Source organism: Streptomyces sp. RLA012 (genome assembly GCF_056270325.1).
The window spans coordinates 8,188,435-8,213,602 of the sequence record NZ_JBWDPA010000002.1; the positions used below are offsets into that span (position 1 = coordinate 8,188,435).

At 71.4% G+C, this 25,168-nt stretch carries 23 protein-coding genes and 1 pseudogene; 8 read left to right on the forward strand and 16 right to left on the reverse strand.

Translation table 11 applies throughout. The features are described 5' to 3' along the window. Window positions 1-2 precede the first annotated feature (2 nt). Window positions 3-1,361 carry a DUF2252 domain-containing protein gene (locus RV986_RS37580; protein ID WP_475921635.1) on the forward strand — a complete coding sequence of 453 codons (1,359 nt, stop codon included), beginning with the start codon at window positions 3-5 and terminating at the stop codon, window positions 1,359-1,361. A 52-nt stretch (window positions 1,362-1,413) separates the two neighbouring features. On the opposite strand, the gene RV986_RS37585 is transcribed toward RV986_RS37580, so the two are convergent. Beyond that, a complete protein-coding gene (locus RV986_RS37585; RefSeq protein WP_475921636.1) occupies window positions 1,414-2,172 on the reverse strand; it encodes an alpha/beta fold hydrolase in 759 nt (252 codons plus the stop codon). Between the two features lie 36 nt (window positions 2,173-2,208). Further along, window positions 2,209-2,364, reverse strand: a complete 156-nt coding sequence (locus RV986_RS37590) for a hypothetical protein (RefSeq protein WP_475921637.1) — start codon at window positions 2,362-2,364, stop codon at window positions 2,209-2,211. Between the two features lie 238 nt (window positions 2,365-2,602). On the opposite strand from RV986_RS37590, the gene RV986_RS37595 reads away from it, so the two are divergent. Then, window positions 2,603-2,902 carry a hypothetical protein gene (locus RV986_RS37595; RefSeq protein WP_475921638.1) on the forward strand — a complete coding sequence of 100 codons (300 nt, stop codon included), beginning with the start codon at window positions 2,603-2,605 and terminating at the stop codon, window positions 2,900-2,902. Window positions 2,903-3,017: 115 nt separating this feature from the next. Here the strand turns inward: RV986_RS37595 and pspAB are convergent, their stop codons facing one another. From pspAB to glnA, 3 genes are all read right to left on the reverse strand, one after another. Beyond that, the gene (gene pspAB / locus RV986_RS37600; protein WP_475921639.1) at window positions 3,018-3,602 is read right to left on the reverse strand and encodes a PspA-associated protein PspAB; all 585 of its coding nucleotides are present in this window, start codon (window positions 3,600-3,602) and stop codon (window positions 3,018-3,020) included. A 34-nt stretch (window positions 3,603-3,636) separates the two neighbouring features. Continuing rightward, on the reverse strand, window positions 3,637-4,557 hold the full coding sequence (htpX, locus tag RV986_RS37605) for a zinc metalloprotease HtpX (RefSeq protein ID WP_475921640.1): 921 nt from the start codon (window positions 4,555-4,557) through the stop codon (window positions 3,637-3,639). 221 nt (window positions 4,558-4,778) lie between these two features. Next, on the reverse strand, window positions 4,779-6,188 hold the full coding sequence (glnA, locus tag RV986_RS37610) for a type I glutamate--ammonia ligase (protein WP_475921641.1): 1,410 nt from the start codon (window positions 6,186-6,188) through the stop codon (window positions 4,779-4,781). A gap of 199 nt (window positions 6,189-6,387) precedes the next feature. On the opposite strand from glnA, the gene RV986_RS37615 reads away from it, so the two are divergent. Continuing rightward, the gene (locus tag RV986_RS37615; RefSeq protein WP_475921642.1) at window positions 6,388-6,855 is read left to right on the forward strand and encodes an RDD family protein; all 468 of its coding nucleotides are present in this window, start codon (window positions 6,388-6,390) and stop codon (window positions 6,853-6,855) included. A gap of 155 nt (window positions 6,856-7,010) precedes the next feature. Here the strand turns inward: RV986_RS37615 and RV986_RS37620 are convergent, their stop codons facing one another. The 4 genes from RV986_RS37620 to lipB form a co-directional block, all read right to left on the reverse strand. Beyond that, on the reverse strand, window positions 7,011-7,712 hold the full coding sequence (locus RV986_RS37620; protein WP_475921643.1) for a DUF4191 domain-containing protein: 702 nt from the start codon (window positions 7,710-7,712) through the stop codon (window positions 7,011-7,013). Window positions 7,713-7,800: 88 nt separating this feature from the next. Next, window positions 7,801-7,998 carry an SCO2195 family GlnR-regulated protein gene (locus tag RV986_RS37625; protein WP_475921644.1) on the reverse strand — a complete coding sequence of 66 codons (198 nt, stop codon included), beginning with the start codon at window positions 7,996-7,998 and terminating at the stop codon, window positions 7,801-7,803. Between the two features lie 315 nt (window positions 7,999-8,313). Beyond that, on the reverse strand, window positions 8,314-9,279 hold the full coding sequence (gene lipA, locus RV986_RS37630; protein ID WP_475921645.1) for a lipoyl synthase: 966 nt from the start codon (window positions 9,277-9,279) through the stop codon (window positions 8,314-8,316). A gap of 237 nt (window positions 9,280-9,516) precedes the next feature. Beyond that, window positions 9,517-10,314 carry a lipoyl(octanoyl) transferase LipB gene (lipB, locus tag RV986_RS37635; RefSeq protein ID WP_475921646.1) on the reverse strand — a complete coding sequence of 266 codons (798 nt, stop codon included), beginning with the start codon at window positions 10,312-10,314 and terminating at the stop codon, window positions 9,517-9,519. A gap of 293 nt (window positions 10,315-10,607) precedes the next feature. Here lipB and RV986_RS37640 point away from each other — a divergent pair, with 293 nt between their 5' ends. Continuing rightward, window positions 10,608-12,047, forward strand: a complete 1,440-nt coding sequence (locus RV986_RS37640; RefSeq protein WP_475921647.1) for a regulator — start codon at window positions 10,608-10,610, stop codon at window positions 12,045-12,047. A 7-nt stretch (window positions 12,048-12,054) separates the two neighbouring features. On the opposite strand, the pseudogene RV986_RS37645 reads toward RV986_RS37640, so the two are convergent. Continuing rightward, a pseudogene (locus RV986_RS37645) lies at window positions 12,055-13,547 on the reverse strand (FAD-dependent oxidoreductase). A gap of 264 nt (window positions 13,548-13,811) precedes the next feature. Further along, entirely contained in the window at window positions 13,812-14,738 is a 927-nt protein-coding gene (locus tag RV986_RS37650; protein ID WP_475921648.1) for a TIGR01777 family oxidoreductase, read from the reverse strand. A 71-nt stretch (window positions 14,739-14,809) separates the two neighbouring features. On the opposite strand from RV986_RS37650, the gene RV986_RS37655 reads away from it, so the two are divergent. Then, window positions 14,810-15,298 (forward strand): N-acetyltransferase family protein, encoded by a 489-nt coding sequence (locus RV986_RS37655; protein ID WP_475921649.1) that lies wholly within the window; start codon window positions 14,810-14,812, stop codon window positions 15,296-15,298. Between the two features lie 51 nt (window positions 15,299-15,349). Here the strand turns inward: RV986_RS37655 and RV986_RS37660 are convergent, their stop codons facing one another. Then, window positions 15,350-16,534 carry a MarP family serine protease gene (locus RV986_RS37660; RefSeq protein WP_475921650.1) on the reverse strand — a complete coding sequence of 395 codons (1,185 nt, stop codon included), beginning with the start codon at window positions 16,532-16,534 and terminating at the stop codon, window positions 15,350-15,352. A gap of 220 nt (window positions 16,535-16,754) precedes the next feature. On the opposite strand from RV986_RS37660, the gene RV986_RS37665 reads away from it, so the two are divergent. Further along, window positions 16,755-17,531, forward strand: a complete 777-nt coding sequence (locus tag RV986_RS37665) for a peptidoglycan recognition protein family protein (RefSeq protein WP_475924577.1) — start codon at window positions 16,755-16,757, stop codon at window positions 17,529-17,531. Between the two features lie 275 nt (window positions 17,532-17,806). Next, window positions 17,807-18,064: a hypothetical protein gene (locus tag RV986_RS37670; protein WP_475921651.1), complete on the forward strand. Its 258-nt coding sequence runs from the start codon at window positions 17,807-17,809 to the stop codon at window positions 18,062-18,064. On the opposite strand, the gene RV986_RS37675 is transcribed toward RV986_RS37670, so the two are convergent. The 4 genes from RV986_RS37675 to RV986_RS37690 all read right to left on the reverse strand — a co-directional run bounded on the left by RV986_RS37675 (window position 18,031) and on the right by RV986_RS37690 (window position 24,082). After that, window positions 18,031-18,549 carry a DUF4240 domain-containing protein gene (locus RV986_RS37675; protein WP_475924578.1) on the reverse strand — a complete coding sequence of 173 codons (519 nt, stop codon included), beginning with the start codon at window positions 18,547-18,549 and terminating at the stop codon, window positions 18,031-18,033. The genes RV986_RS37670 and RV986_RS37675 overlap by 34 nt on opposite strands. A 135-nt stretch (window positions 18,550-18,684) precedes the next feature. Further along, window positions 18,685-19,719: a helix-turn-helix transcriptional regulator gene (locus tag RV986_RS37680; protein WP_475921652.1), complete on the reverse strand. Its 1,035-nt coding sequence runs from the start codon at window positions 19,717-19,719 to the stop codon at window positions 18,685-18,687. Between the two features lie 765 nt (window positions 19,720-20,484). After that, window positions 20,485-23,196: a pyruvate dehydrogenase (acetyl-transferring), homodimeric type gene (aceE, locus tag RV986_RS37685; RefSeq protein ID WP_475921653.1), complete on the reverse strand. Its 2,712-nt coding sequence runs from the start codon at window positions 23,194-23,196 to the stop codon at window positions 20,485-20,487. A 262-nt stretch (window positions 23,197-23,458) separates the two neighbouring features. After that, window positions 23,459-24,082, reverse strand: coding sequence for a GntR family transcriptional regulator (locus RV986_RS37690; protein WP_475921654.1), 624 nt, complete (start codon window positions 24,080-24,082; stop codon window positions 23,459-23,461). Between the two features lie 336 nt (window positions 24,083-24,418). Here RV986_RS37690 and RV986_RS37695 point away from each other — a divergent pair, with 336 nt between their 5' ends. Next, on the forward strand, window positions 24,419-25,129 hold the full coding sequence (locus RV986_RS37695) for a hypothetical protein (RefSeq protein ID WP_475921655.1): 711 nt from the start codon (window positions 24,419-24,421) through the stop codon (window positions 25,127-25,129). Window positions 25,130-25,168: the final 39 nt, after the last annotated feature.

Here is a 25,168-nt window from a genome sequence, read left to right on the forward strand (position 1 = left end):
CCATGGAACGGAGCCGTGGCACGGCCACCTCCGCCGACCGGGCCGCCCGGGGCAGGGCCGCCCGCAAACGTGCCCCCCGCTCCGCGCACGCCACCTGGATCCCCGCCGTCGACCGCCCCGACCCGGTCACCGTCCTGCAGCGACAGGGCAGGGACCGGCTTCAGGAACTGCTGCCGATCCGGTACGGGCGGATGACCGCCTCGCCGTTCGCGTTCCTGCGCGGTGCCGCCGCCGTCATGGCCGCCGACCTCGCCACCCAGCCGCACACCGGCCTCACCGTGCAGCTGTGCGGCGACGCCCACCTCCTCAACTTCGGCCTGTTCGCCTCCCCGGAGCGCGCCCTGCACTTCGACCTCAACGACTTCGACGAGACCTGCCCCGGCCCCTTCGAGTGGGACGTCAAACGGCTCGCGGCCAGCGTCGCGGTGGCCGCCCGCGAGAACGGGCACAGCGACCCGCGGGCGCACCGGGCGGCGCAGGCCGCGGCGGCCGAGTACCGCAAGGGCGTACGACGGCTCGCGGGACTCGGTGAACTGGCCGTCTGGTACGAGGCCATCGACGCCGACCGGCTGCTGCCGCTGCTGCGCTCCGCCCGCCGTCGCCGACACGTCGAGGCGAGCCTCACCCGCGCCCGCCGCCGCACCAGCCTGCACGCGCTCGGCAAGCTCACCGAGACCGTCGACGGGCGGCGGCGCATCGTGCACGTCCCCCCGCTGCTCGAACCGGCCGGCGCCCCCGACATGGCGGCCCTGCGCAAGATCTTCAGCGACTACCGCTCCACGCTCGCCGAGGAGCGCCGCCTCCTCCTCGACCGCTACCGCTTCGTGGACGCCGCCCGCAAGGTCGTCGGCGTCGGCAGTGTCGGCACCCGCTGCTTCATCGTGCTGCTCAGCGGACGCGACGCGGACGACCCGCTGTTCCTGCAAATGAAGGAGGCGACGAAGTCCGTACTCGAAGAGCACCTGCCCGGCGGGCCCTACGTCCACCCCGGCCACCGGGTCGTGGCCGGGCAGCGGTTGTTGCAGGCGGCCGGCGACATCTTCCTCGGCTGGATGACCGGGCCGCAGGGGCGGGCCTTCTACTGGCGGCAGCTGCGCGACATGAAGGGCTGCGCGGACATCGCCGGCATGAGCCCGGACGAGCTGCTGGACTACGCCCGGCTGTGCGGCACCGCGCTGGCCCGCGCCCACGCCCGTTCCGGCGACCGCGTCGCCATCGCCGCGTACATGGGCGCCGCCGACACCTTCGAACGTGCCGTCGCCGACTTCGCGCTGCGGTACGCGGACCAGAACACGAAGGACCACGCGGCCCTGGACGCGGCGGTGGCGGCCGGCGTGGTCGCGGCGGCCCCCGGACTCTGAGCCCGCGGCCGTACGGCTCGGCCGGTCCGCGGCCGTACGGCTCCGGCAGCCCTCAGCGGTACAGCTCCGGCTGCCCGACCGCGCGGTCGCCGTCGGTCACCAGGACGGCGTCCACGAACCGCTTCCGGTCGGCGGGGTGTTCGCACAGCCACCGGCCCACCATGTGGTCGGCGTCGGGGAGTTCGAGCCGGGTGAAACGGGCGCGGGCGGTGAGCGCGTCCGTCAGGGCCTCGGTGAGGGCGGGCGGGATCACGGCGTCCGTACCGGGTACGGCGAGGACCGCGCGGCCCTCGTACGCGCGCAGCACGTCGAGCGCGGGCGCCTGCCGCCAGTTGTCCGGCGTACGGATGATCCGGCTGAAGCGGCCGTCGCCCTCGCCGAACGGAACCGGCCATGCCGCGGCGGCGTACACCGCGGGCGCGCCCAACCCCAGCGTCACCACCCGCTCCCCGTAGTGCCCCACGAGGTCGGCCACCGTCTGGCCGCTCATGCTGAACCCGACGAGGATCAGCGGACCGTCCGCCGGGACCGACGCCTCGATCACGGCGAGGGCCTGCTCGAAGCGCCGGCGCAGGCTCAACTCCCGTAGCTCGCCCGAGCTTTCGCCGTGTCCGGAGAAGTCGAGGGCGAGACCGCGGCAGCCGCGCGAGACGAACTCCTCCAGCAGGGGGAGCAGTCGCTCCTTGCTGCCGTTGCCCGCGCCGTGCAGAAGGACGACGGTGGGCGTATCGCCCGCGCCCCCGTCCTCGCCGCCGCCGCTGACGCAGCTCAGTCGTTCACCGTCGTGGTCGTGTGCGAAGGAGGAGAGCATCCCCCATTTACGCACGCCCGTCCGGCGCCCGGTCCCTCAGGATGCGGCCGTACCGCTCCCGGCCTTCGCCTGCGCGGCCGCGACCGCCTCGCGCAGTGACCTTGTCCTCACACCGCCCCACAGGGCGCCCCCGGCCGCGCCCACGGCGGTGTGGTTGACCGCCTGGAGGTGCTGCTTGGACAGGTCGAACACCGATTGCTCCTGTGAGGCACCCCTTCGTGTCGTATATCCATTTTGTTGGACTTTATGGCGATCGTGGAGGGGGTGCAGTCCGGAGCCACGACGGGACCGCTTTCCGCCGGACGGGCATCAGGCGGCGGACTCGGGGCTACTCTCTACGCACCGACGGACGGGGCACCCACCCCCAGTGCCCCGTCGGCACCGTCCGTCCATCAAGACCCAGTCACCCACGCACACAAGGAGTCCCGTCATGGGAACCTTGATCATGTCCGCGACCGCGATCCTGGTCGTCCTGGGCTTCTCGAACCACGTCCTGTGGCTCGCCGCGATCGCTCTGCTCTTCGTGTACGGCCGCTACGGCCGCTACGGCCGCACCGAGGCAAGCCCGTCCGCGGCGGCGCCCGCGGGCTCGGGCACGTCCGGTTCCCCGGCCCGTACGGACACCAGCTACCGCGCATACCGTCAGCGCCGTGACCAGCAGGCCAGGTGGGAGCGCCGCTACCGCCGCGAACGTCCGCTGGAGTCCCGCCGCCAGGAGCGCCGGAACTAGAGGTCACGGACCTGGAAGGTCACCGGCCCGGGAGGTCACCGGCCCGGGAGGGCACCGGCCCGGGAGGTCACCGGCCCGGGAGGTCACCGGCCCGGGAGGGCACCGGCCCGGAAGCTCACAGGCCCGGGGCGCCCCAGAGGGGGAACCATCGGCTGAGGTCCTGCTCGATCCGCAGATCGTCGGCGAGCGTGGCCTTGATCTGCAGTTCGAGCGCGTTGTCGCGCCGCTGGTCCGTGTCGGCCAGCGGCGCGAAGGGATAGAAGGTCCCGCGCTTGTAGAGGTAGACGAGCCCGAGCCGTCGCTGCTCGTCGTCCCGGAAAGCCGCCACGGAGCAGAGCAGCTGCGGCCCGAAACCGCTGCCCTCCAGCGCGCTGTTGACCGCGTGCAGATCACTCACCAGCGCGGGCAGGTCGTCCGGCTCCCGCCGCGAGACCAGCCACGAGTACCCGTACTCGTCCTTGGTGAGCTCCACCGGCTCATCGCTGCGCTCGGCGTCCGCTTCGAGCAGTTCCCGTACCTCCCGGTGGGCCTCCGCGAAGGCCGCTCCCTCAACGCTCGCGAAGCACACCGCGCCCGTCCCGGTCGGGGTGAAACCGGCGGCGGCCTGCAGGGTCACCGCCGCCGACGGCAGCCCGAAGAGCTGGTCGAGATCGGGCGCGACGGCCTTGGTGCGTCCGAGCAGGATGTCCAGGAACCCCATGCAGGTGGCTGCCTTTCCGCGAGGGGACTACGGCTCAGCCGGTGGTGTCGGGCGTCGCCGCCTCGCCCAACTCGGCCGAGATGCGCCCCAGCTGTTCGAGCCGCTGCTCCAGGCTCGGGTGGGTGGAGAAGTACCGCTCGATGCCGGGCTCCTTGCCGGTCGCCGGCGTGAAGTAGAAGGCGTTGAATGCCTGGGCGGTGCGCAGGTCCTTGGTGGGGATCCGGGCGATGTCGCCGGACACCTTGGTCAGGGCGGAGGCCAGCGCCGAGGGCCGCCCGGTGAGCAGCGCGGCGGCCCGGTCCGCGGCCAGCTCCCGGTACCGGGACAGGGCCCTGATCAGCAGGAAGCTGATCGCGTACACGGCAGCCGACACACCCATCACGGCGGCGAAGACGGCGGCGGTGTTCTGGTCCCGGCGCCCGCCGCCGAACAGCTGCGAGTAGAAGGCGAACCGTACGACCAGCCCGGCGACCACGCCGAGGAACGACGCGATCGTGATCACGGCGACGTCCTTGTGCGCCACGTGCGACAGCTCGTGCGCGAGCACCCCCTCCAGCTCCGCCGGTTCCAGCCGGCGCAGCAGACCCGTCGTCACGCACACCACCGCGTTCTGCGGATTGCGTCCGGTGGCGAACGCGTTGGGCATGTCCATATCGGACACGGCGACGACCGGCTTCGGCATGTCGGAGAGGGCACACAACCGGTCCACGACGGCGTGCAGCTCGGGATACTCCTCCCGCTGCACGACCCGCCCGCGCATCGCGAACAGCGCGATCCGGTCCGAGAACCAGAACTGTGCGACGAACAGGGCCGCCATGAGCACGACGACCAACACCCACGACTTCAGCAACACGATCAACGCGACGACGAACGCCACGTACAGAAGTCCGAGCAGGAACAAGGTGACCGTCATTCGCACGGTCAGGCCCCGGTCGCTCCGGAAACGGCTCTGCATCTGCATCACCCCGCCACTCAGGCATTCAGGCACTCACGCGCTCAGGCACTCGTCCCGATTCCATTGTGCGCCCGCGTTCCCCCATGAACAGGCCCCGAACGGCTCCACGGGCGGCAAAGAACTGCCCTGTCGACCACCACTTATCTATGCCGGGCAGACAACGACGGAGCCCCGCCACCACCCGAGGGCGATGGCGGGGCTCCATGGCAGAGCGGTGCCGACTACACGTCGTAGTAGAGCTCGAACTCGTGCGGGTGCGGACGCAGCTGCAGCGGCGCGATCTCGTTCGTGCGCTTGTAGTCGATCCACGTCTCGATCAGGTCGGACGTGAAGACGTCGCCCGCGAGCAGGAACTCGTGGTCGGCCTCAAGGCGGTCGAGGACGGCCGGGAGGGAGGTCGGGACCTGGGCGACGCCCGCGTGCTCCTCGGGGGCGAGCTCGTAGAGGTCCTTGTCGATCGGCTCGGCCGGCTCGACCTTGTTCTTGATGCCGTCCAGGCCCGCGAGGAGGAGGGCGGAGAAGGCGAGGTACGGGTTGCCGGAGGAGTCGGGCGCGCGGAACTCGACGCGCTTGGCCTTCGGGTTCGAGCCCGTGATCGGGATACGCATCGCGGCGGAGCGGTTGCGCTGCGAGTAGACCAGGTTGACCGGGGCCTCGAAGCCGGGGACCAGACGGTGGTACGAGTTCACCGTCGGGTTGGTGAAGGCGAGGAGCGACGGGGCGTGCTTGAGGATGCCGCCGATGTAGTAGCGAGCGGTGTCCGAGAGGCCCGCGTAACCGGCCTCGTCGTAGAACAGCGGGTCGCCGTTCGCCCACAGCGACTGGTGGACGTGCATGCCCGAGCCGTTGTCGCCGAAGATCGGCTTCGGCATGAAGGTCGCGGTCTTGCCGTTGCGCCAGGCGACGTTCTTCACGATGTACTTGAAGAGCTGGAGGTCGTCGGCCGCGGCGAGCAGCGTGTTGAACTTGTAGTTGATCTCGGCCTGGCCGGCGGTGCCCACCTCGTGGTGCTGGCGCTCGACCTGGAGGCCGGACGCGGCCAGCTCCAGGGAGATCTCGGCACGCAGGTCGGCGAAGTGGTCGACCGGCGGGGTCGGGAAGTAACCGCCCTTGTAGCGGACCTTGTAACCGCGGTTGTCCTCCAGGGCACCGGTGTTCCAGGCGCCGGCCTCGGAGTCGATGTGGTAGAAGGCCTCGTTCGACTTGGTGTCGAAGCGCACGCTGTCGAAGACGTAGAACTCGGCCTCGGGGCCGAAGTACGCGGTGTCGGCGATGCCGGTGGAGGCGAGGTAGGCCTCGGCCTTCTTCGCCACGTTGCGCGGGTCACGGGAGTACTGCTCGCCCGTGATCGGGTCGTGGATGAAGAAGTTGATGTTGACCGTCTTGTCGCGGCGGAAGGGGTCGACGCGCGCGGTGGACAGGTCGGCGCGGAGCGCCATGTCGGACTCGTGGATGGCCTGGAAGCCGCGGATCGAGGAGCCGTCGAAGGCCAGTTCCTCGTCCGGGTCGAAGGCCGACGCCGGCAGCGTGAAGTGCTGCATCACACCCGGCAGGTCGCAGAAGCGGACATCGACGAACTTGACGTCCTCGTCCGCGATGAACTTCTTGGCCTCGTCGGCGTTCTGGAACATCCAGCTCCTCCTACTCCCGCCCACTGTGGACCGGGGTGGTAGTTCGTTCGTGCGGCCAGTGCGGTGGCACACGCTGGAGCCGACCTTAGGGACGGGGGATTTCTCCAGCGTGACCCATTTGTTTCGCCCAAGTTAACCGACCTGGGGCGGTCGGGCCCCTCCTGTCCGCATACCAAAACGGGCGCAGTACCGTGGGCGGGTGGACAACAGGCAAGCAATCGGATCGTGGCTCTCCGGACCCCGCGCGGCCATGGAGGACGCGGGCGCCGACCTCGGTTACCGGGGCGAGCAACTCGGTCTGCCGGAACACGGACCCGGCTCCATCGCCCGCCCGGGCCGCCGCCTCGGCGCCCTCGCCGTCGACTGGGCCCTGTGCCTGTTGATCGCATACGGGCTGCTCACCGACGGCTACGACCAGGCGACCGGCAACTGGGCGCTCCTCGTCCTCTTCGTCCTGGGCGTTCTGACCGTCGGCACGGTCGGCTTCACCCCGGGCAAGCGCCTCTTCGGTCTGCGGATCGTCCCCGAGGGCGGCGGCCGTCTCAACCCGCTGCGCGCCCTGCTGCGCACCGCCCTCCTGTGCGTCGCCGTCCCCGCCCTGATCTGGGACCGCGACGGCCGGGGCCTGCACGACCGTCTGGCCCGCACGATCGAGGTCCGGATCTAGCGCCCTCCCCACAGCCGATACGACGATGGGGCGCCCGGAGTGATCCGGGCGCCCCATCGTCGTATCGGCCGGCGAGTCGGCCGGCGAGCGTCTCGTCGTATCGGCCGGCGTCGTCACTCGGCCGGGGCCGGGAGGGATGTCAGCCGGGAGGGGTGTCAGCGGGCCTTCGGCCCGCCGCGCGGCATCCGCATGCCCTTCGGCATCGGACCCTTGGGGAGCGGCATGTTGCTCATCAGGTCGCCCATCGCGCGCAGCCGGTCGTTGGTCGCGGTGACCTGCGGGCCGGTCAGAACACGCGGCAGCTTCAGCATCGTCGTGCGGAGCTTCTTGAGCTCCACCTGACCCTCACCGGTGCCCACGAGCACATCGTGCACCGGGACGTCCGCGACGATCCGCGTCATCTTCTTCTTCTCGGCGGCCAGCAGGCTCTTCACCCGGTTCGGGTTGCCCTCGGCCACCAGCACGATGCCGGCCTTGCCGACCGCGCGGTGCACCACGTCCTGGCTGCGGTTCATCGCCACCGCCGGAGTCGTGGTCCAGCCCCGGCCGATGTTGTCCAGCACGGCGGCCGCAGCGCCCGGCTGGCCCTCCATCTGCCCGAACGCGGCCCGCTCGGCCCTGCGCCCGAAGACGATCGCCGTCGCGAGGAAGGCGAGCAGGAGGCCGAGAATGCCCAGGTAGTACGGGTGGTCGATCAAGAGGCCGATCGCGAGGAAGACACCGAAGGTGACGATTCCGACTGCCGCGAGTACAAGACCGATCTTGGAGTCGGCCTTGCGAGTCATCTTGTAGGTCAGAGCGATCTGCTTGAGTCGCCCGGGGTTCGCAGCGTCCGCTGCAGTTTCCTTCCTCGCCATGCCACGAAGTCTACGTGGCCCGACGAGTGCCTACGACGGCAGTGCCCGGGCGGGCGGCGGTGGTGCCCGCACCGGGGTGGGACGACGGCTACGAACGCGTCGCGACGGACTCCAGCACGCGCTGTGCCTCGACCCGGTCCTTGGCGCGGCGGCGGTCCTCCAGGACGGAGGTCCAGGCGTTGCGGCGGGCGGTGCGCTGTCCACCGCTCATGAGCAGCGACTCGACGGCACGGAGTGCATCGGTGAACGACGGGATGGCGGTGGCGCGTACGGGCGCGGCCTGCATGATGGAGGTCCCCCCTCGGGATGGCGGCTCTGGCCGGGGTGGTTTGTGGCGCAAGACCAGGGTCACTGATTGGTGTTACCAGGGCGTGACCGACCGGTCAAACACCAATGAAGCCTTGATGCGGTGGGCCCCCGTCCTGACGCCGCCCTGACGCGTGTCCCCATCTGCGCGGACAGCCGGGAACGCGCTGAATCGGCCACTCTGTGCGGGGAGTTGCTTGTGCGCCGATTCACACGCGAGCGGTGGCACTGAGTGCCACCGCTCGGGTCGTACGGCGTTTTCAATCGTGTCGCTCGCACTGCGCCGTACGGGTGTTCAGACCGCCTGTGAGGCGACGTACGCGCCACGCTTCTCGATGGCCATCCGGTACAGCCGGCCGGCCCGGTAGGAGGAGCGGACCAGCGGGCCCGACATGACGCCGGAGAAACCGATCTGCTCGGCCTCCTCCTTCAGCTCCACGAACTCGTGCGGCTTGACCCAGCGCTCCACGGGGTGGTGGCGCACCGAAGGGCGCAGGTACTGCGTGATGGTCACCAGCTCGCAGCCCGCCTCGTGCAGCTGCTTGAGGGCCTCGCCGACCTCCTCGCGGGTCTCGCCCATGCCGAGGATGAGGTTCGATTTCGTGACCAGACCGTAGTCACGGGCCTCGGTGATGACCTTCAGCGAGCGCTCGTAGCGGAAGCCCGGGCGGATGCGCTTGAAGATCCGGGGGACCGTCTCGACGTTGTGCGCGAAGACCTCGGGGCGCGAGGAGAAGACCTCGGCCAGCTGGGCGGGCTCGGCGTTGAAGTCGGGCGCGAGGAGCTCGACCTTGGTGCGGCCCTCCGCGCGGTCGGCGGTCTGGGCGTGGATCTGGCGGACCGTCTCCGCGTACAGCCAGGCGCCGCCGTCCTCCAGGTCGTCGCGGGCGACGCCGGTGATGGTGGCGTAGTTCAGGTCCATGGTGACCACGGACTCGCCCACGCGACGGGGCTCGTCGCGGTCGAGCGCCTCCGGCTTGCCCGTGTCGATCTGGCAGAAGTCACAGCGCCGGGTGCACTGGTCGCCACCGATCAGGAAGGTGGCCTCGCGGTCTTCCCAGCACTCGTAGATGTTGGGGCAGCCCGCCTCCTGGCAGACCGTGTGCAGGCCCTCGCTCTTCACGAGGTTCTGCATCTTCGTGTACTCGGGGCCCATTTTCGCCCGGGTCTTGATCCACTCGGGCTTGCGCTCGATGGGGGTCTGGGCGTTCCGGACCTCCAGGCGCAGCATCTTGCGTCCGTCGGGTGCGACTGCGGACACATCGGCTCCCTGTAGCTTCGATTCTTCGGCGTACACCAGGGTACGCCCGTACGGTTCTCGGCCCCCGCGGTGGGCAACCTTGCGGACCGGGGGTGCATTCCCGGGGGCTGCGCCCCGGTTCCCGGGTGGATTTGTCGTCCGCGGGTGGACGGGGGCCGGTCGCGCGGTTCCCCGCGCCCCTGAGGCGGGGCTCCGCCCCGCATCGTCGGCCCGTCCGGCGTTCGGGGACGAGACGGTTCAGGCCGAGGCCCGTTCGACCTCGCGGGGGCGCAGGTCCGCGTTCTCCAGGACGTCCCGGAGATGCTTCTCCGCAACCGGCAGGACCTCGGCGATGGTGACGTCGCGCCCCAGCTCGTACGCCAGCGACGTCACCCCGGCGTCCCGGATCCCGCACGGGATGATCTTGTCGAACGAGGACGTGTCCGGATTCACGTTCAGGGCGAAGCCGTGCATCGTGACGCCCTTGGCGACCCGGATGCCCACGGCACAGATCTTGCGGTCCTCGCGCCGCTGCCCGGCGTTGGAGGGGGCGTACTCGGGCCCGTCGAGCCGGGGGTCGAACTCCTCGTCGGTCAGCCGGGGGTCGAAGTCGAGGGAAAGGCCGCCGAGGGAGGGCCGCGAGGCGACGGGGTCACCCAGGACCCAGACCCCCGCCCGTCCCTCCACCCGACTGGTCTCGACGCCGAACTCCGCGCAGACCCGGATCATCGCGTCCTCGAGGCGGCGGAGGTGCGCCACCACGTCCACCGGGCGCGGCAGCTTCTGGATCGGGTAGCCCACGAGCTGCCCGGGACCGTGCCAGGTGATCTTGCCCCCGCGGTCCACGTCGACGACGGGGGTGCCGTCGAGGGGGCGCTCGCTGTCCGCCGTGCGCCGGCCCGCCGTGTACACGGGCGGGTGCTCCAGGAGCAGACAGGTGTCGGGCGTCTCGTCCAGGAAACGGGCGGCATGCACACGGCGCTGCTCGTCCCAGGCCTCCTGGTACTCCACGGCCTCGGCGCCGAATCCCATCCGGACGAACCGCAACTCACTCACGGCAAGCGCCTCCCTAAGAAGCCTCAGAACCTTGCTACGGCAACCGACGGGCCCGTTGTGCGGCAGGCGAAAGAACCTTTCGTCAGGTACGTAACGCGCCCACGCCACTGTACGTCCGGGCTCCGCTCGTCAGCCCGGCGGTCAATCCTCACACGATCGGATGAATGTGTGTCGAAGTGCGCAATCGGGCGCTCACTCTCCGCTACATTCGCGCCGTCCACGAGGCCATAAGGGCTGCTCACAGGCAATCCGGGCACCCAGTGATGCCCGGAAGGCAGGAGACCGCACCGCAGATGACGGAACGACCCGCGCAGCGCACTCCCAACCGCCAGCTCGCCGCGCTCATCGCAGAAGCGGGGTTCTCCAACGCAGGTCTCGCCCGCCGCGTTGACCAGCTCGGCCTCGAACACGGACTTGATCTGAGATATGACAAGACATCGGTCACCCGGTGGCTGCGCGGGCAGCAGCCCCGGGGCACCACCCCGGCCCTCATCGCCGAGGTGTTCACCCGCCGCCTCGGGCGGCGCCTGACCGCGCAGGACCTCGGGCTCGACGCCTGCGCGCCCGTCTACGCGGGCCTCGAATTCGCCGCGAGCCCCGAGGAGGCCGTGGACATCGTCAGCGGGCTGTGGCGCAAGGACTCCGGCAGCCACGCCGAGCTGCGGAAGATCGCCTTCACCCCGGCGGGACTCGTCGTCCCCAGCCGGGACTGGCTGATCGGACGGGCCGACGACCGGGTGGGCCGCGGCGAACCGGCCGCTCCGCGCATCCCCGCCCAGGGGCGCCCCGCGCTCCCCCGCCAGCGCAGCCAGACCGAGCGCGGCCCCGGCCAGAAGGTCACCGGCGGGGACATCTCCGCCCTGCGCTCGGTCGGCGAACTGTTCCGCGCCCTCGACCACGCCTACGGCGGCGGCCACGCCCGCCAGGCACTGGTCCGCTACCTGGAACACGAGGCCGAGCCGATGCTGCGCGGCGCGTACGGCGAACAGACCGGCCGCCGCCTGTTCGCGGCCGCCGCCGACCTCACCCGGCTGGCCGGCTGGACCTCGTACGACATCGCCGCGCACGGGCTCGCGCAGCGCTACTTCGTACAGGCCCTGCGGCTGTCCCAGGCGGCCGGGGACCGGGCGTACGGCTCGTACGTCCTGGTCACCATGAGCCGGCAGGCGGTCTATCTGGGCCACGGCCGCGAGGCCGTGCAGCTCGCCCGGGTCGCCCAGCAGGGCGTCGGCTCCTCCGCGCCGCCCGTGGTCCAGGCGCTGCTGCACTCCGTGGAGGCGCGCGGGCACGGGGTGCTGGGGGAGGTGCGGGCCTGCACGGCGTCGCTGGTGCGCGCCGAGCGGGCCCTCGAATCCGCCCGGCCCGGGGACGAGGCCCCGTACTGGGCGCGGTTCTTCGACGAGGCGCAGCTCGCCGACGAGTTCGGGCACTGCCACCGCGATCTGCAGCAGTACCGGGCCGCGGCGCAGCACGCCGAGCGCTCGCTGCAGTTGCGAGCGCCCGGGTTCGCGCGCAGCCGGCTGTTCTGCCGGGTGGTGCTCGCCTCGGCACGGCTCGGGCTCGGAGAGCTCGACCAGGCCTGCCAGTTGGGCGCGGAGGCCGCGGGGCAGGCGGCGGAGATGCGGTCGGTCCGGGCCGTCGAGTACGTACGGGACTTCGAGCGGCGGCTCGAACCGTACCGGGACGCGGCACCCGTGCGCGGCTACCGGGACCGGGTGGCGGCCCTGGGCTGACGGTTCCTCAGGCCGCCGTTTCGAGCGGCTCCTCCGTCGCGGCCGGACGGGCGCCCAGGTCCGACAGCAGGGCGTGGGCGGCCCGGCGGCCCGAATGCAGGGCGCCCTGGACCGTGCTGGTGTCCCGGTGGTCCCCGCAGACGTACAGGCCCGCCAGCAGGCGTACCGGGCGGCGCAGGTCGTGCGGCGGGGGCATCGCGGGGACCGCGTCGCGGGTGTGGTGGACCGCGAGGAGTTCCCAGCGGGTCGTCGACGTGCCGTAGACGCGGGCCAGATGGGCGCGCACCGCCATGTCCAGGTGGGTGGCGGCCGGGGGAGTGCCGAGGACCGTCGAGGAGATGAGCGCCCGGCCGGCCGGGGCGCGGGACGGGTCGACCTGGCTGATGACCGCTGTGTGCGACACCGGGCCGCCGCGGTCGGCGTCCAGCAGCAGCGCCGGGTCGGTGAGCGGGGGCTCGTCCGTGGTGTGGTGCAGGACCGTGACCGGATGGAAGGCCGGGACGTGCAGACCGGGCAGCAGCCGGGCGGCGGCGCGGACTCCGGTGGCGAGCAGGATGGCCCGGCAGGTGAGTACGCCGTGGTCCTGGGTCGTCACGGTGGTCGTGGCGACCGAGGTGACCTGGACGCCCGTGCGGACGGTGCCCGGGGGAAGCGAGGCCGCGAGCAGCTCCGGCAGGGTGTCGGCGCCGCCCTCCGGCAGACACAGCCGGCCCGACGCGAACGAGTGCAGGGCCAGGTCCGCGGCGCGGTTGGAGGTGGTCAGCTCCGGGTCGCACAGGAGTGCGGTGAGCAGCGGGCGCAGAAAGCCCTCGGCTGCGCGGGGCGGCAGGCCGCGGGTGGTCAGCGCGTGGGCGGCGGAGAGGTCCGGGCGGGTCAGCAGGCGCTCCGGGGAGGCGGCCGCGAGACGGGCGAGGACGGCCGTCACACGGGCCTGGTCGAGAGGGCCGCCGAGTGGGCCGGGTCGTGGGGTCCGTGCGGGTCGGAGCGGCCGTGCGGGGCGTGGAGAGCGTGAATTCCCTGGGAGACCTGGGAGCCCGGAGAGCCCGGGGAGTCCGGGGAGTCCTGGAATTCCTGGAACTGCCGGAACCCCTGGAACTCCAGGGCTCCCGCTCTGGCTTCGGGAGAGGCGGGGGCGCTTGCGAGGGCGCGCGCGGCGGTGAGTGCGCCCCTTGCGCTCCGGGGGAGGGCCGGGGTGGCGGCCCGGTGGTGGCGGCCGTCGCTGTGCAGCAGCACGCCCGGCGAGAACCGGCGCAGGACCAGGCCGTTCAGGCCCGGGGTGCGGTGCAGTTCGGGGTACGAGGTGGACAGGAGCCGGCCGATACGGTCGAGCCGGAAGCCGTCCACCTTCTCCGTCGACATACGGCCGCCCACGGTGGGCGCGGCCTCCAGAACGATCGTCGTGAGGCCCGCCCTGGTCAGGTACTGGGCGGCCGCGAGTCCAGCGGTTCCGGCACCGACGATGACGACGTCCACGTCCGCCTTGCATACGGGCTCAAGCACGTACCCCTCCTTGAGGTTGCGCGGCCGGCGGGGACGGCATGCCCTCAACCGGCTTCAGGGATACCCGAGTTCGGGTCGAGGGTAGGTGCGTGGGGGGCCGCCGACAGTCGCGCGTCGGGCGTGCACGGTCGCATGGGGGTGCATGGGCCTCCGGCGGGGCGCACGGCCACGTTCTGACTGAGGGCTGCGGGTGGGTGGGGGGCTGGTCGCGCAGTTCCCTGCGCGCCTTGAGAGCGCCGGCGCGCATCGTCCGGCCCCGGGTGCTCAGCGCAGGGCGGCGCGCAGGGATTCGTCGATCGACGGGAACGCGAAGGTGAAGCCGGAGGCCAGGAGCCGGGCGGGGTGGACGCGTTGGCTGCCCAGGATGTCGCCGGACATGTCGCCGAGGGCGAGACGGAGCAGCGGAGCCGGCACGGCGAAGACCGTGGGGCGGTGCAGGACACGGCCCATCGCCTCGGTGATCTCCCGGTTGGTGAGCGGCGTCGGGGCGGTGAGATTCACCGGCCCGGACAGCGACTCCGTGTCGATGAGGTGCCGGATCGCCGCCACCTCGTCGTGCACGGAGATGTAGCTCCAGTACTGCCGGCCGTCCCCCATACGCCCACCGAGCCCCGCCTTGAAGAGGGGAAACAACCTCCCCCATGCCCCTCCCTCACGGGCCACCACCAGCCCCGTACGAGCGAACACGGTACGGATCCCGGCCTCCCGGGCCGGCGCCGCGGCCCCCTCCCACGCCACGCACACGGACGGCAGGAAGCCGTCGCCGGGCGGCGCCGACTCGTCCACCACCCGGTCACCGGTGTCGCCGTAGAACCCGATGGCACTCCCGTTGACGAACACCCGCGGCCGCTCGTCGAGAGACGCCACCGCCTCGGCGAGCGTGGCGGTCCCCCGCACCCGGCTGTCGCGGATCTTCCGCCTGTACGCCTCCGTCCACCGCCGCGAAGCGACCCCCGCCCCCGCGAGATTGACCACGGCGGCACACCCGGCGAGCCCCGCGGCGTCGATCCGCTGCGCCTCCGGGTCCCAGCGCACCTCGTGCCGCCCGCGCGGCGCACGGCGGACGAGGCGGACCACCTCGTGCCCGTCCGCGGTCAGAGAGCGCGTCAGCGCCGAACCGATCAGGCCGGACGCACCGGCGATCGCAATACGGAAACTACGGGATTCCGGCGCAAGCGGTGAGTCGTTCATGCGTCCATCCTGCCGCGCGCCCCGGGAAAACCGGGATCGGGACTCCGTACGGCCGCCGTACAGTGACCTGCATGCCGGTACCACACATACGCGTCGCCACGCTCGACGACGAGGACGAGCTCGGCCGTCTCGACCGCGCCACCTGGTCCACGCTGCACGCGGTCATGCCGCGCCCCGAACCTCCGTACGACCCCTTCTTCACCGAGCGGTCCGGTCCGCGGGACTTTCTCGTTGCCGAACTCGACGACACCCTGGTCGGCTACATCAAGCTCGGCCACCCGACACCCCTCGCCTGCAACTCCCACGTCCGGCAGATCCAGGGACTCGTCGTCGCCGAGGAGGCGCGCGGCACGGGCGTCGGGCGGGGGCTGCTGCGTGCCGTGCAGAACGAGGCCCGGCGGCAGGGCGCACGCCGGATCTCGCTGCGCGTCCTCGGGCACAACACCCAGGCGCGGAAGCTGTACGAGTCCGAGGGGTTCGTGGTGGAGGGCGTTCTGCCCGAGGAGTTCCTGCTCGACGGCGAGTACGTGGACGACGTGTTCATGGGCCGCTCCCTCTGAGGCCGTACTCGCTGAACCCTCTGAGTTCTCGGAGCGGCGCGAGGCCGGCGGTCACGAGGTGACCAGGTCGCCCGTGTCCACCTGCTCCGTCGCCGTCGCCGCCCGCTCGGCGTCGCCCGTGACCTCGTCCGCCGTCAGGACGTAACCCGTTTCGTTGTCCGAGGTCGAGCGGGCGAAGACGACGCCGTACACCCTGCCCTCGGTGGTGAGGAGCGGGCCGCCGGAGTTGCCGGGGCGGACGGTGGAGCGGATCGAGTAGATCTCGCGGGTGACCATGCTCGTGTTGTAGATGTTCTGGCCCCGCGCGTTGATCCGGTTCGCGACCGTGGCCGCCTGGAGGTCGAGGCCGCCGTCCTGCGGATAGCCCGCGACGACCGCGGAGTCGCCGCGCCCGGCACTGTCGTCGAAGCGCAGGAGGGGAACCCTGAGGTCCGGGACGTACAGCACGGCGACGTCCTTCTGCGGGTCGAAGAGCACCACCCGCGCCGAGTACTCGCGGCCCACGCCGCCCACCCGTACGGTCGGGTTGTCGATGCCCGCCACCACGTGGGCGTTGGTCATCACATGCTGCGCCGCGTACGCGAACCCGCTGCCCTCCCGGCCCTGGGTGCCCGCGGAGCCCTCGATCTTCACCGTGCTCAGCTTGGCGGCGCTCGTCGCGGCCGCGGTCACGCTGTCGCCGGAGGGCTTGGCGACACCCGCCGTCGGTTCGTTCTCGAACGGGTTGAAGACCTGGGGGAAGCCCGCCTCGGTGAGCGCCGAGGTCGCCCGCGAGAACCAGGTCGGTGTGGTGTCCGGCATCGCGTTCTGTACGGCGCCCAGCAGCGCGGAGTTGCGGATCGACTGGGTGATGAGCGAGGACGAGGACGCCCCCAGGACACTCGCGGCCACCCAGGCCACCAGCAGCACGGCGACCGTGTTCGCCGCGGCCCCGCCGACCCCGTCCGCCACCCGCAGCGGCCCCTGGTCCAGCTCGCGGCGCAGCTTCAGCGCCAGCCGGCCCGCCAGCTCATGACCCACCACGGCGGGCACCAGCACCGTCAGCACGGCCGTCACCGTCGCCGCCGACGTCCCCGCCGTCACCAGGTCCATCATCCACGGCAGCACCCATACGCCGATGACGGCACCGCCCACGAACCCGGCCAGCGAGACACAGCCGGCGACCAGCCCGCGCCGGTAGCCGGACGCCGCGTAGGCAAGGATCACCAGCAACAGCAGGATGTCGAGCAGGTCCACGGAGCCGCCTTTCGCTTGGGCCCCTTAGTACGTGTGGGGCGGGCCCAGTGATCAGGCACGCGCGCGTGGAGCCGGGAAACGGCCACGCGTGCGTGGACCTGTAAAAACGTCCCGGACCAGGGCGATGGTTCCACCAGGTGGCACAGCACACATCGCGGGGGGAACGGAACCGGGTCAGGGTAAGTGCATGCGTGTCTTCCGAAAGACGCGGGGGGCACGGATGCGGCCGGTGCGGGGAGCCGGGGCGCGGCGTGCCGTCCTGATCGGGCTCGGGTGTGTGCCCGGGCTGGCCGCCGTGCTCGCGCTGATGCTGTGCGCGGCCGGAGTGAACCGTACGGTGGTCCCACGCGACCGGCCGGTCGCCGCGCGGCCCGCGGTCACGCACCCCGCGGTGCGGCCGGTCATCGTGCCGCGGTCGCGCTGGCTGGACACCAAGAGCACGCACACCCAGCCGCCCGCCCGCTACGACGACCGGGTCGTCGCGGTCTTCGTGCACCACACCGACTCGCCGAACAACTACACGTGCGCCGAGACGCCCCGCATCATCCGGTACCTCTACGCCGGGCAGATCGGCGCCCGGCAGTGGGACGACATCGGCTACAACTTCCTCGTCGACCGCTGCGGCACGATCTACGAAGGGCGCGCGGGTGGGGTGGACCGGGCGGTCACCGGGGCCCACACCCAGGGCTTCAACCACCGCACCGCGGGGATCGCGGCCATTGGTACGTTCGCGGCGGGGACGGAGGTGCCGCGGGCGATGACCGAGTCGATCGCCGCGCTCGCCGCGTGGAAGCTGGGGCTCTCGGACGTCGACCCCCGTGGCCGGGTGCGCCTTGTCTCCAGCAACGACCTGAGCCGTTTCCGGGCCGGGGTGGCCGCGGTGCTGCCCACCCTGGCCGGGCATGACGCCGGATTCATGACCAACTGTCCCGGCGCCGCGCTGACGGCCCGGCTCCCGCAGATCCGCGCCCGAGCAGCCCACCTACAGGGCCGCTGACCGCACAGTTCCCCGCGCCCCCGGGGCCGGGGCCGCGCCCCGGATTCCCTTGGCCGGCCGAGTTGGCTTGTCCGCGGGCCGGTGGGGGCCGGCCGCGCAGTTCCCCGCGCCCCTGGGGCCGGGGCCGGCCCAGAGCCTGAGGCCGAGGCCCGGGGGAGGGTAGGGGCGGCGGGGGCGAGGACGGTATCCACAGACAGTGCACAGCCGAGCCAAGGGACCCACAGATCCCCGCTGCCTAGCCTCTTCCTCGTAACAGCCGACTGGAGGTGGGGAAGATGAGCAGCAGTCGCACCAAGAACCCGAACGAGACCGGCCGTTGGACCAAGGCCCTGCGCAACTCGTGGACCGTGGCCGGCGCCGTGGTGACGGTCCTCGTAGGCCCGGCCGCCATCACCGCATCGGCCCTGGACCGCGCAAACGCCGCACCCCCGCACCACACCACCCACGAGCCCCACCCCCCGTACGCGCCCCCCTACACGACCCCGTACGCCACCCTGCCTCAGCCCCTGAAGCGCTCCCACAACTTGGGATAGCGCTCGGCGAGGACGGACTCGTTCTCGAAGTCGAGCGGCGTCCCCTCGGGCTCGGGAGGCGCCGGCGGAATGCCCAGGTCGGGCGCGACGACACCGGTGAGCTGCTCGTACGCCTCGTCCGCGGCATACCCCAGCTCCTCGCCGTCACCGTCGAGGTCCTCGTCGAAGTCGTCCAGGAGGTCGGCGAGCGAGTCCGGGTCGTGCACCGCGCCCTCGAACACCTCCCGGCCCTGGCCGATCAGCCAGCACCGGAAGAAGTCGAACGCGTCGTCGCTCACCCCGTCGAGCAGGACCCACGCCGCGCCCCACAGATCCCAGCGGTAGGCGCGGTTGTAGCGGGCCTCGAAGTGACGGGCGAAGTCGAGCACGGCGTCCGGGTCCAGCTGGACGAGTCGTTCGACGAGCAGGTCGGCGTGGTCCTCGGGGTCACCCTCGACAGCCTCGCGGGTGGTGTCCACCAACTCCCAGAACTCCGTCTCGTCCATCACGGGTCCAGCATCGGGCCTGAACGGGAGTGACGCACGCGGAGTACCGCAGATTGTTATGCGTGCACATGCCGACGGAAACAGCCGGAACGAGACGGACGGAGAGGGATGGAGAGGGGCGGAGACGGAACGAGGTCACCGGTACAGCGCCGCGAGCCGCGCCGCGTCCATGGAGAAACGTTTCCTCAGAGTCGCAGGAGACAGCACCTCCACCTCCGGCCCGAGCCCGGTCAGCTGGGCGTGGGCGACCTCCTCGGACTCGACGGGGAGGGTGACCGTCACGCGGCCGAGTCCGTCGGGGGCGTCGCATCCCTTCAGCGCCTCGCGCGCGGACGCGGGGTCGACGGCGTACGGAAGCCTCCGCGCGCCCTCCGGGGAGAGCCGTACGACGACCTCGTCCCGCAGGATGGACCGCGCGAACTGCTCGGCCCGTTCGTCCCAGAACCCGGGCAGGTCGAACCCCTCGTCCCGGGTGAAGCCCTGCGCGCCGTGCGGGGCTTCGACCGACGTGAATCGGTCGATCCGATACACCCGGAAGGTCCCCGATTCGGACGGCTGCTCGGACGGCTGCTCGGACGACTCCTCGGACGGCTGCTCGGGCTGCTGCGGCACCCGCGCGCACAGGTACCAGATCCCTGCCTTGAGCACGAGCCCGTACGGTTCGAGAACCCGTTCCACCTCGGCGTCCTCGCGCCGATGGCGCACGACGATCCGCCGGTCGTCCCACACGGCGTCCGCCACCACGGGCAGCAGCTCGGGGGCCTCCGGCTCGTGGAACCAGGCGGGCGCGTCCAGATGGAACCGCTGCGCCGCCGTCCGCGAGGCGTCCCGCAGGGAGGGGAGCAGAGCCGCGGACACCTTCAGGCGGGCGGCGAAGGCGGTGTCCGCGAGACCCATGTCCCGCAGCGCCGCCGGGACCCCGCTCAGGAACAGCGCCTCCGCCTCCGACCTGGCCAGGCCCGTGAGCCGGGTGCGGTAGCCGCCGACCAGACGGTAGCCCCCGGTCCGGCCCCGGTCCGCGTACACCGGGACTCCCGCCTCCGACAGTGCCTGCGCGTCCCGTGTGATCGTCCGCTCGGACACCTCCAGCTCCCGCGCCAGCTCTGCGCCGGTCATCGACGGCCGTGACTGGAGGAGCAGCACCAACTTGATCAGACGGGCAGCGCGCATACGTTCATGATGCCGGACCCCACTGACAGCGAAGAGGCGCGACGGGAACGCCGAAGGGACGCTGCGGGAACGCGGAGGAGACGCGACGGAAACACCGAAACGGCGGACCGGAAACGAGGAAGAGACGCCACGAGAACGCCGAAGAGGCGCGACGGAAACGCCGAAAGGCCGCGGCGCAAACGCCGAAACGGCGAGGGGGAACGCAGAAGGGCCCGCGGCGGAAACACCGAACGGGCGCCGCGGGAACGCGGCGGGAACGCCGAGGAGGCGCGGTGGGAACGCCGAGGAGGCGCGGCGGGAACGCCGAGATGGTGCGGCGGGAACGCCGAGACGGCGCGGGGCAACGCGGAAAGGCTGCGGCGGACGCGGAAAGGCCGCGGCGGAAACGTCGAAGGGGTGCGGCGGGAACGCCGAGACGGCGCGGGGCAACGCGGAAAGGCTGCGGCGGACGTGGAAAGGCCGCGCCGGAAACGTCGAAGGGGTGCGGCGGGAACGCTGAAGCAGCGCGGGCGGAACGCCGAAGGTCGCGGCGCAAACGCCGAAACGGCGCGGGTGAACGCGGAGCGGAAAGGCCACGGCGGGAACGCCGAAACGGCGCAGGCGGAACGCCAACGCCGAAACGGCGCAGGCGGAACGCAGAAAGGGTGCGGCGGGGACGCCGAAAGGCCGCGGCGGGAACGCCGAACGGGCGCGGTGGCCGTAGTCACCGCGCCCCTCCGACGCGCTTCATGCGCGCTGCACGCGCACTTCACGGACGGCGAGCCGTCAGAGCCCGTAGCGCTCCCGCGCCTCCTTCACCGCCGAGGCCTTGACCTCGCCGCGGCGGGCCAGCTGCGCCAGCGCCGCGACGACGATCGACTGCGCGTCGACGCCGAAGTGGCGACGGGCAGCCTCACGGGTGTCGGAGATGCCGAAGCCGTCGGCACCGAGCGAGGAGTAGTCCTGCTCGACCCACTGCGCGATCTGGTCCGGGACCTGGCGCATGTAGTCGGAGACCGCGAGGACCGGGCCCTCGGCGCCCTGCAGCGCCTGGCGGACGAACGGCACCCGCTCCTCGCCGCGCAGCAGGGCCGCGTCGGCCTCCAGCGCGTCGCGCCGCAGCTCCGTCCAGGAGGTCGCGGACCACACGTCGGCGGCCACACCCCACTCCTCCGCGAGCAGCTGCTGCGCCTGGAGGGTCCAGTGGATCGCCGTGCCGGAGCCCAGCAGCTGGATGCGCGGGGCGTTGGCGACGGGGGACAGGCCCGCCGACTCGGCCGTGTTGAAGCGGTACAGGCCCTTGACGATGCCCTCGTCGATACCGAGGCCGCCCGGCTTGGCGGGCTGCGGCATCGGCTCGTTGTAGACCGTCAGGTAGTAGAAGACGTTCGGGTCCTCGCCCGGGGCCGCCTCGCCGTACATCCGGCGCAGACCGTCCTTGACGATCGCCGCGATCTCGTACGCGAACGCCGGGTCGTAGGACAGCGCGGCCGGGTTGGTCGCCGCGATGACCGGGGAGTGGCCGTCGGCGTGCTGGAGGCCCTCGCCCGTCAGCGTCGTACGGCCGGCCGTGGCACCGACCAGGAAGCCGCGGCCGAGCTGGTCGCCGAGCTGCCACATCTGGTCGGCCGTGCGCTGCCAGCCGAACATCGAGTAGAAGATGTAGAACGGGATCATCGCCTCGCCGTGCGTCGCGTACGACGTCGAAGCGGCGATGAAGTCGGCCATCGAACCGGCCTCGGTGATCCCCTCGTTGAGGATCTGGCCGTCCTTGGCCTCCTTGTAGTACATCAGCTGGTCGCGGTCGACCGGCTCGTACGTCTGGCCCTTGGGAGAATAAATACCCAGCGACGGGAACAGGCTCTCCATACCGAACGTGCGCGCCTCGTCGGGGACGATCGGCACCCAGCGCCGGCCGGTCTCCTTGTCGCGGACCAGGTCCTTGACCAGGCGGACGAAGGCCATCGTCGTCGCCAGATTCTGTGTGCCGGAGCCCTTGTCGAAGGACGCGAACGCCTTGTCGGCGGGGGCGGGCAGCGGGGCGAGGGCGTGCGTACGGCGGGCCGGGGCCGGGCCGCCGAGGGCCGCGCGGCGCTCCTGGAGGTAACGGACCTCGGGGGCGTCGGCGCCAGGGTGGCCGTAGGGGACCACGCCGTCGACGAACCGGCTGTCGGAGATGGGCAGTTCGAGCAGGTCACGCATCTGCTTGAACTCGTCCACCGACAACTTCTTCATCTGGTGGTTGGCGTTCTTGGACGCGAAGCCCTTGCCGAGGGTGAAGCCCTTGACCGTCTGGGCCAGGATCACCGTCGGCGCGCCCTTGTGGGCGAGGGCGGCGCGGTAGGCCGCGTACACCTTGCGGGACTCGTGACCACCGCGGGAGAGGTGGAAGCACTCAAGGATCTTGTCGTCGCTGAGCAGCTTCGCCATCTCGACGAGGGCCGGGTCGGAGCCGAAGAAGTCCTGGCGGATGTAGGCGGCGTCGCGGGTCTGGTACGTCTGCACCTGCGCGTCGGGTACCTCGCGCAGCCGGCGTACGAGCGCGCCCGTGGTGTCGAGCTGGAACAGCTCGTCCCAGGCCGAGCCCCACAGCGACTTCACGACGTTCCAGCCGGAGCCGCGGAACCGGGCCTCCAGCTCCTGCACGATCTTGAAGTTGGCGCGGACCGGACCGTCGAGGCGCTGCAGGTTGCAGTTGATGACGAAGGTCAGGTTGTCCAGGCCCTCGCGGGAGGCGAGCGTGAGTGCGGCCGTCGACTCCGGCTCGTCCATCTCGCCGTCGCCGAGGAACGCCCACACGTGGGACTGCGAGACGTCCTTGACGCCGCGGCTGGTCAGATAGCGGTTGAAACGCGCCTGGTAGATCGCCGACAGCGGGCCGAGGCCCATCGAGACGGTCGGGAACTCCCAGAGCCAGGGCAGGCGCCGCGGGTGCGGGTACGACGGGAGGCCGTTGCCGCCCGCCTCCTGGCGGAAGTTGTCGAGGTGCTGCTCGGTGAGCCGGCCGTCGAGGAAGGCGCGGGCGTAGATGCCGGGGGAGGCGTGGCCCTGGATGTAGAGCTGGTCGCCGGACCCGGGAGCCTCCGGGGACTCCTTGCCCTTGAAGAAGTGGTTGAAGCCGGTCTCGTAGAGCCAGGCCGCGGAGGCGAAGGTGGCGATGTGGCCGCCGACGCCGTGTTTCGCGCCCCGGGTCACCATCGCCGCCGCGTTCCAGCGGTTCCAGGCGGTGATCCGGGCCTCCATCGCCTCGTCGCCGTCCACGACGGGCTCGGCGGCGGTGGGGATGGTGTTGACGTAGTCGGTCTCCAGCAGCTTGGGCAGCGCGAGACCGTTGCCCTCGGCACGTTCCAGTGTGCGGCGCATCAGATACGCGGCACGGTGCGGCCCGGCCGCCTGGGTGACGGCGTCCAGGGAGGCCTGCCATTCGGCGGTCTCCTCGGGGTCGCGGTCCGGGAGCTGGTCGAGCTCGCTCGGCTGGATTGCGGTGGGGTCGGTCATTGCGCCGCCTTCCGGATGCGGAGGGGGGTTCCCTCATCGGCAAGGGGTTTTCGGGGTGCCCTTTGTCTTTGGCAGGACAGGGCGGCGGGCTCTGGTGAAAGCCCATCGGAGACTGTAACTCCCTGATCGATGATCGATCAAAGGGTTGAAGGTCAAAACCTCTTCGGATCGAGAAAGTCGGCACGGGGTGCCTTCATGGCAGGCACCGGGTGCCTTGAAAATCTAGGGTTTTCCCAGGTGAGCGCGGGTTTGCTCGGCTGTGTCACGGGCGCGGCGCGCAGCCGAGGACGTGCGCCTTCACCAGCTCGGCGATCAGCGGATCCCGGCGCCGGAAGGCGTCCACGAGTGCCTCGTGCTCCTCGGCGTACGACTGCTGGACGGTTCCCAGCCAGCGGATGGACAGCGCCGTGAAGACCTCGATGCCCAGGCCCTCCCAGGTGTGCAGCAGGACGGAGTTGCCCGCGGCGCGCACGAGTTCGCGGTGGAAGGCGACGGTGTGCCGGACCTGGCCGGTGCCGTCCGACAGCCGGTCGGCCTCGTACAGCGCCGTGACGTGCGGCTCCAGGGCCGAGCAGTCCAGGGCGAGCCGCTCGGCCGCCAGCTCGGCCGCGATGGCCTCCAGACCGGCCCGTACGGGGTAGCTCTCCTCCAGGTCGGCGGCGGTCAGGTTCCGTACGCGTACACCCTTGTTGGGTGCCGACTCGATCAGCCGCAGCGACTCCAGCTCGCGCAGCGCCTCCCGCACCGGCGTCTGGCTGACCTCCAGCTCGGTCGCGATCCGCCGCTCGACGATCCGCTCGCCCGGCTTCCAGCGCCCGCTGACGATCCCCTCCACGATGTGCTCGCGGATCTGTTCGCGCAGCGAGTGGACGACGGGCGCGGTCATGAGGGGCTCCTTCACTGGGGGCGCGATGTCAAATGCTGCGGCCCGTAGGGCCTCGTCGAGGGGTGGCGGTCGGGCTACGGGCGGGACCCAAGGGCGTTTGACGTTTAGACAATAAGGCCGCTTCCCTGTCGGAGAGAGGCGCACGGGGGCGCTTTCATGCAGGTGAGACGAGACTTACACGCTGTCAGAGCGGCCTCGGCCGTAAAGACCCGTACCGGCTGGGACCCGGAGGCGTCACGTCCGTGTCACCCCGAGAACCCGCGGGCTCCGCACGGTGTGGCGATGGGCAGAGGGGGCGCCGGCGTCTCGGCCCCCCGGTCACCTCGGGGGAAAGTCATGAAGGGTCGGGTACGCGCACGGGGGATCCGCCGGGCGACCACGGCGGCGGCAGCCGCGGCGGCAACGGTCGTGGTCGTGGGCACGATGGCCGGCTGCCGTCCGATGGACACGGGAGCGGCGGCGGGGCCGGGCGAGGAGCGGACCACGAGCACCTCGGCCACCGCGGGCCCGGCCGGACGGCTTCCCGGACCCGGTCCCGGCCCCGGCGGCGCCTGTGTGTTCGTCAAGCCGGACGGCGCGCAGAAGTTCGGGCACGTCGGCTGGGGCTTCCGGATCACCGGCAGTGACCGCTGGGTGTACGGGGCGGTGGAGAACCCGTCGAACGCCCTCTACACCCCGCCCGGCGGCGACATCGGTGCCTGGCACGCCGAGGGCACGTACGCCCGGATGCTCGGTGACATGTCCCGCGACGCCTTCTATCCGGGGAAGTCCACCCACCCGTACAGCCGCTACCGCTGCACGGGCTCGTCGACGAGCGACGTGACCGCCGCCCGCGCCATGATCCGTACGGTCGAGAAGCGCGGCTTCCTCGTCGGCGTCGACCCGCGGACGGGCGACCTCGGCTCGCGCGACTGCCTGGACGCCACGTACGACGTCCTGAGGGCGTACCGGACGCGGCATCTGACGCCCGCGTACCAGACGGAGATCCCGAACCTGTGGGTGGAGACGCTCGTGCTGTGGTCGGACCACACCCTCAGTCCGCGGTAGGCAGGTGCGGCGATGAAAACGCGAAGCCCCCGCCCGGAA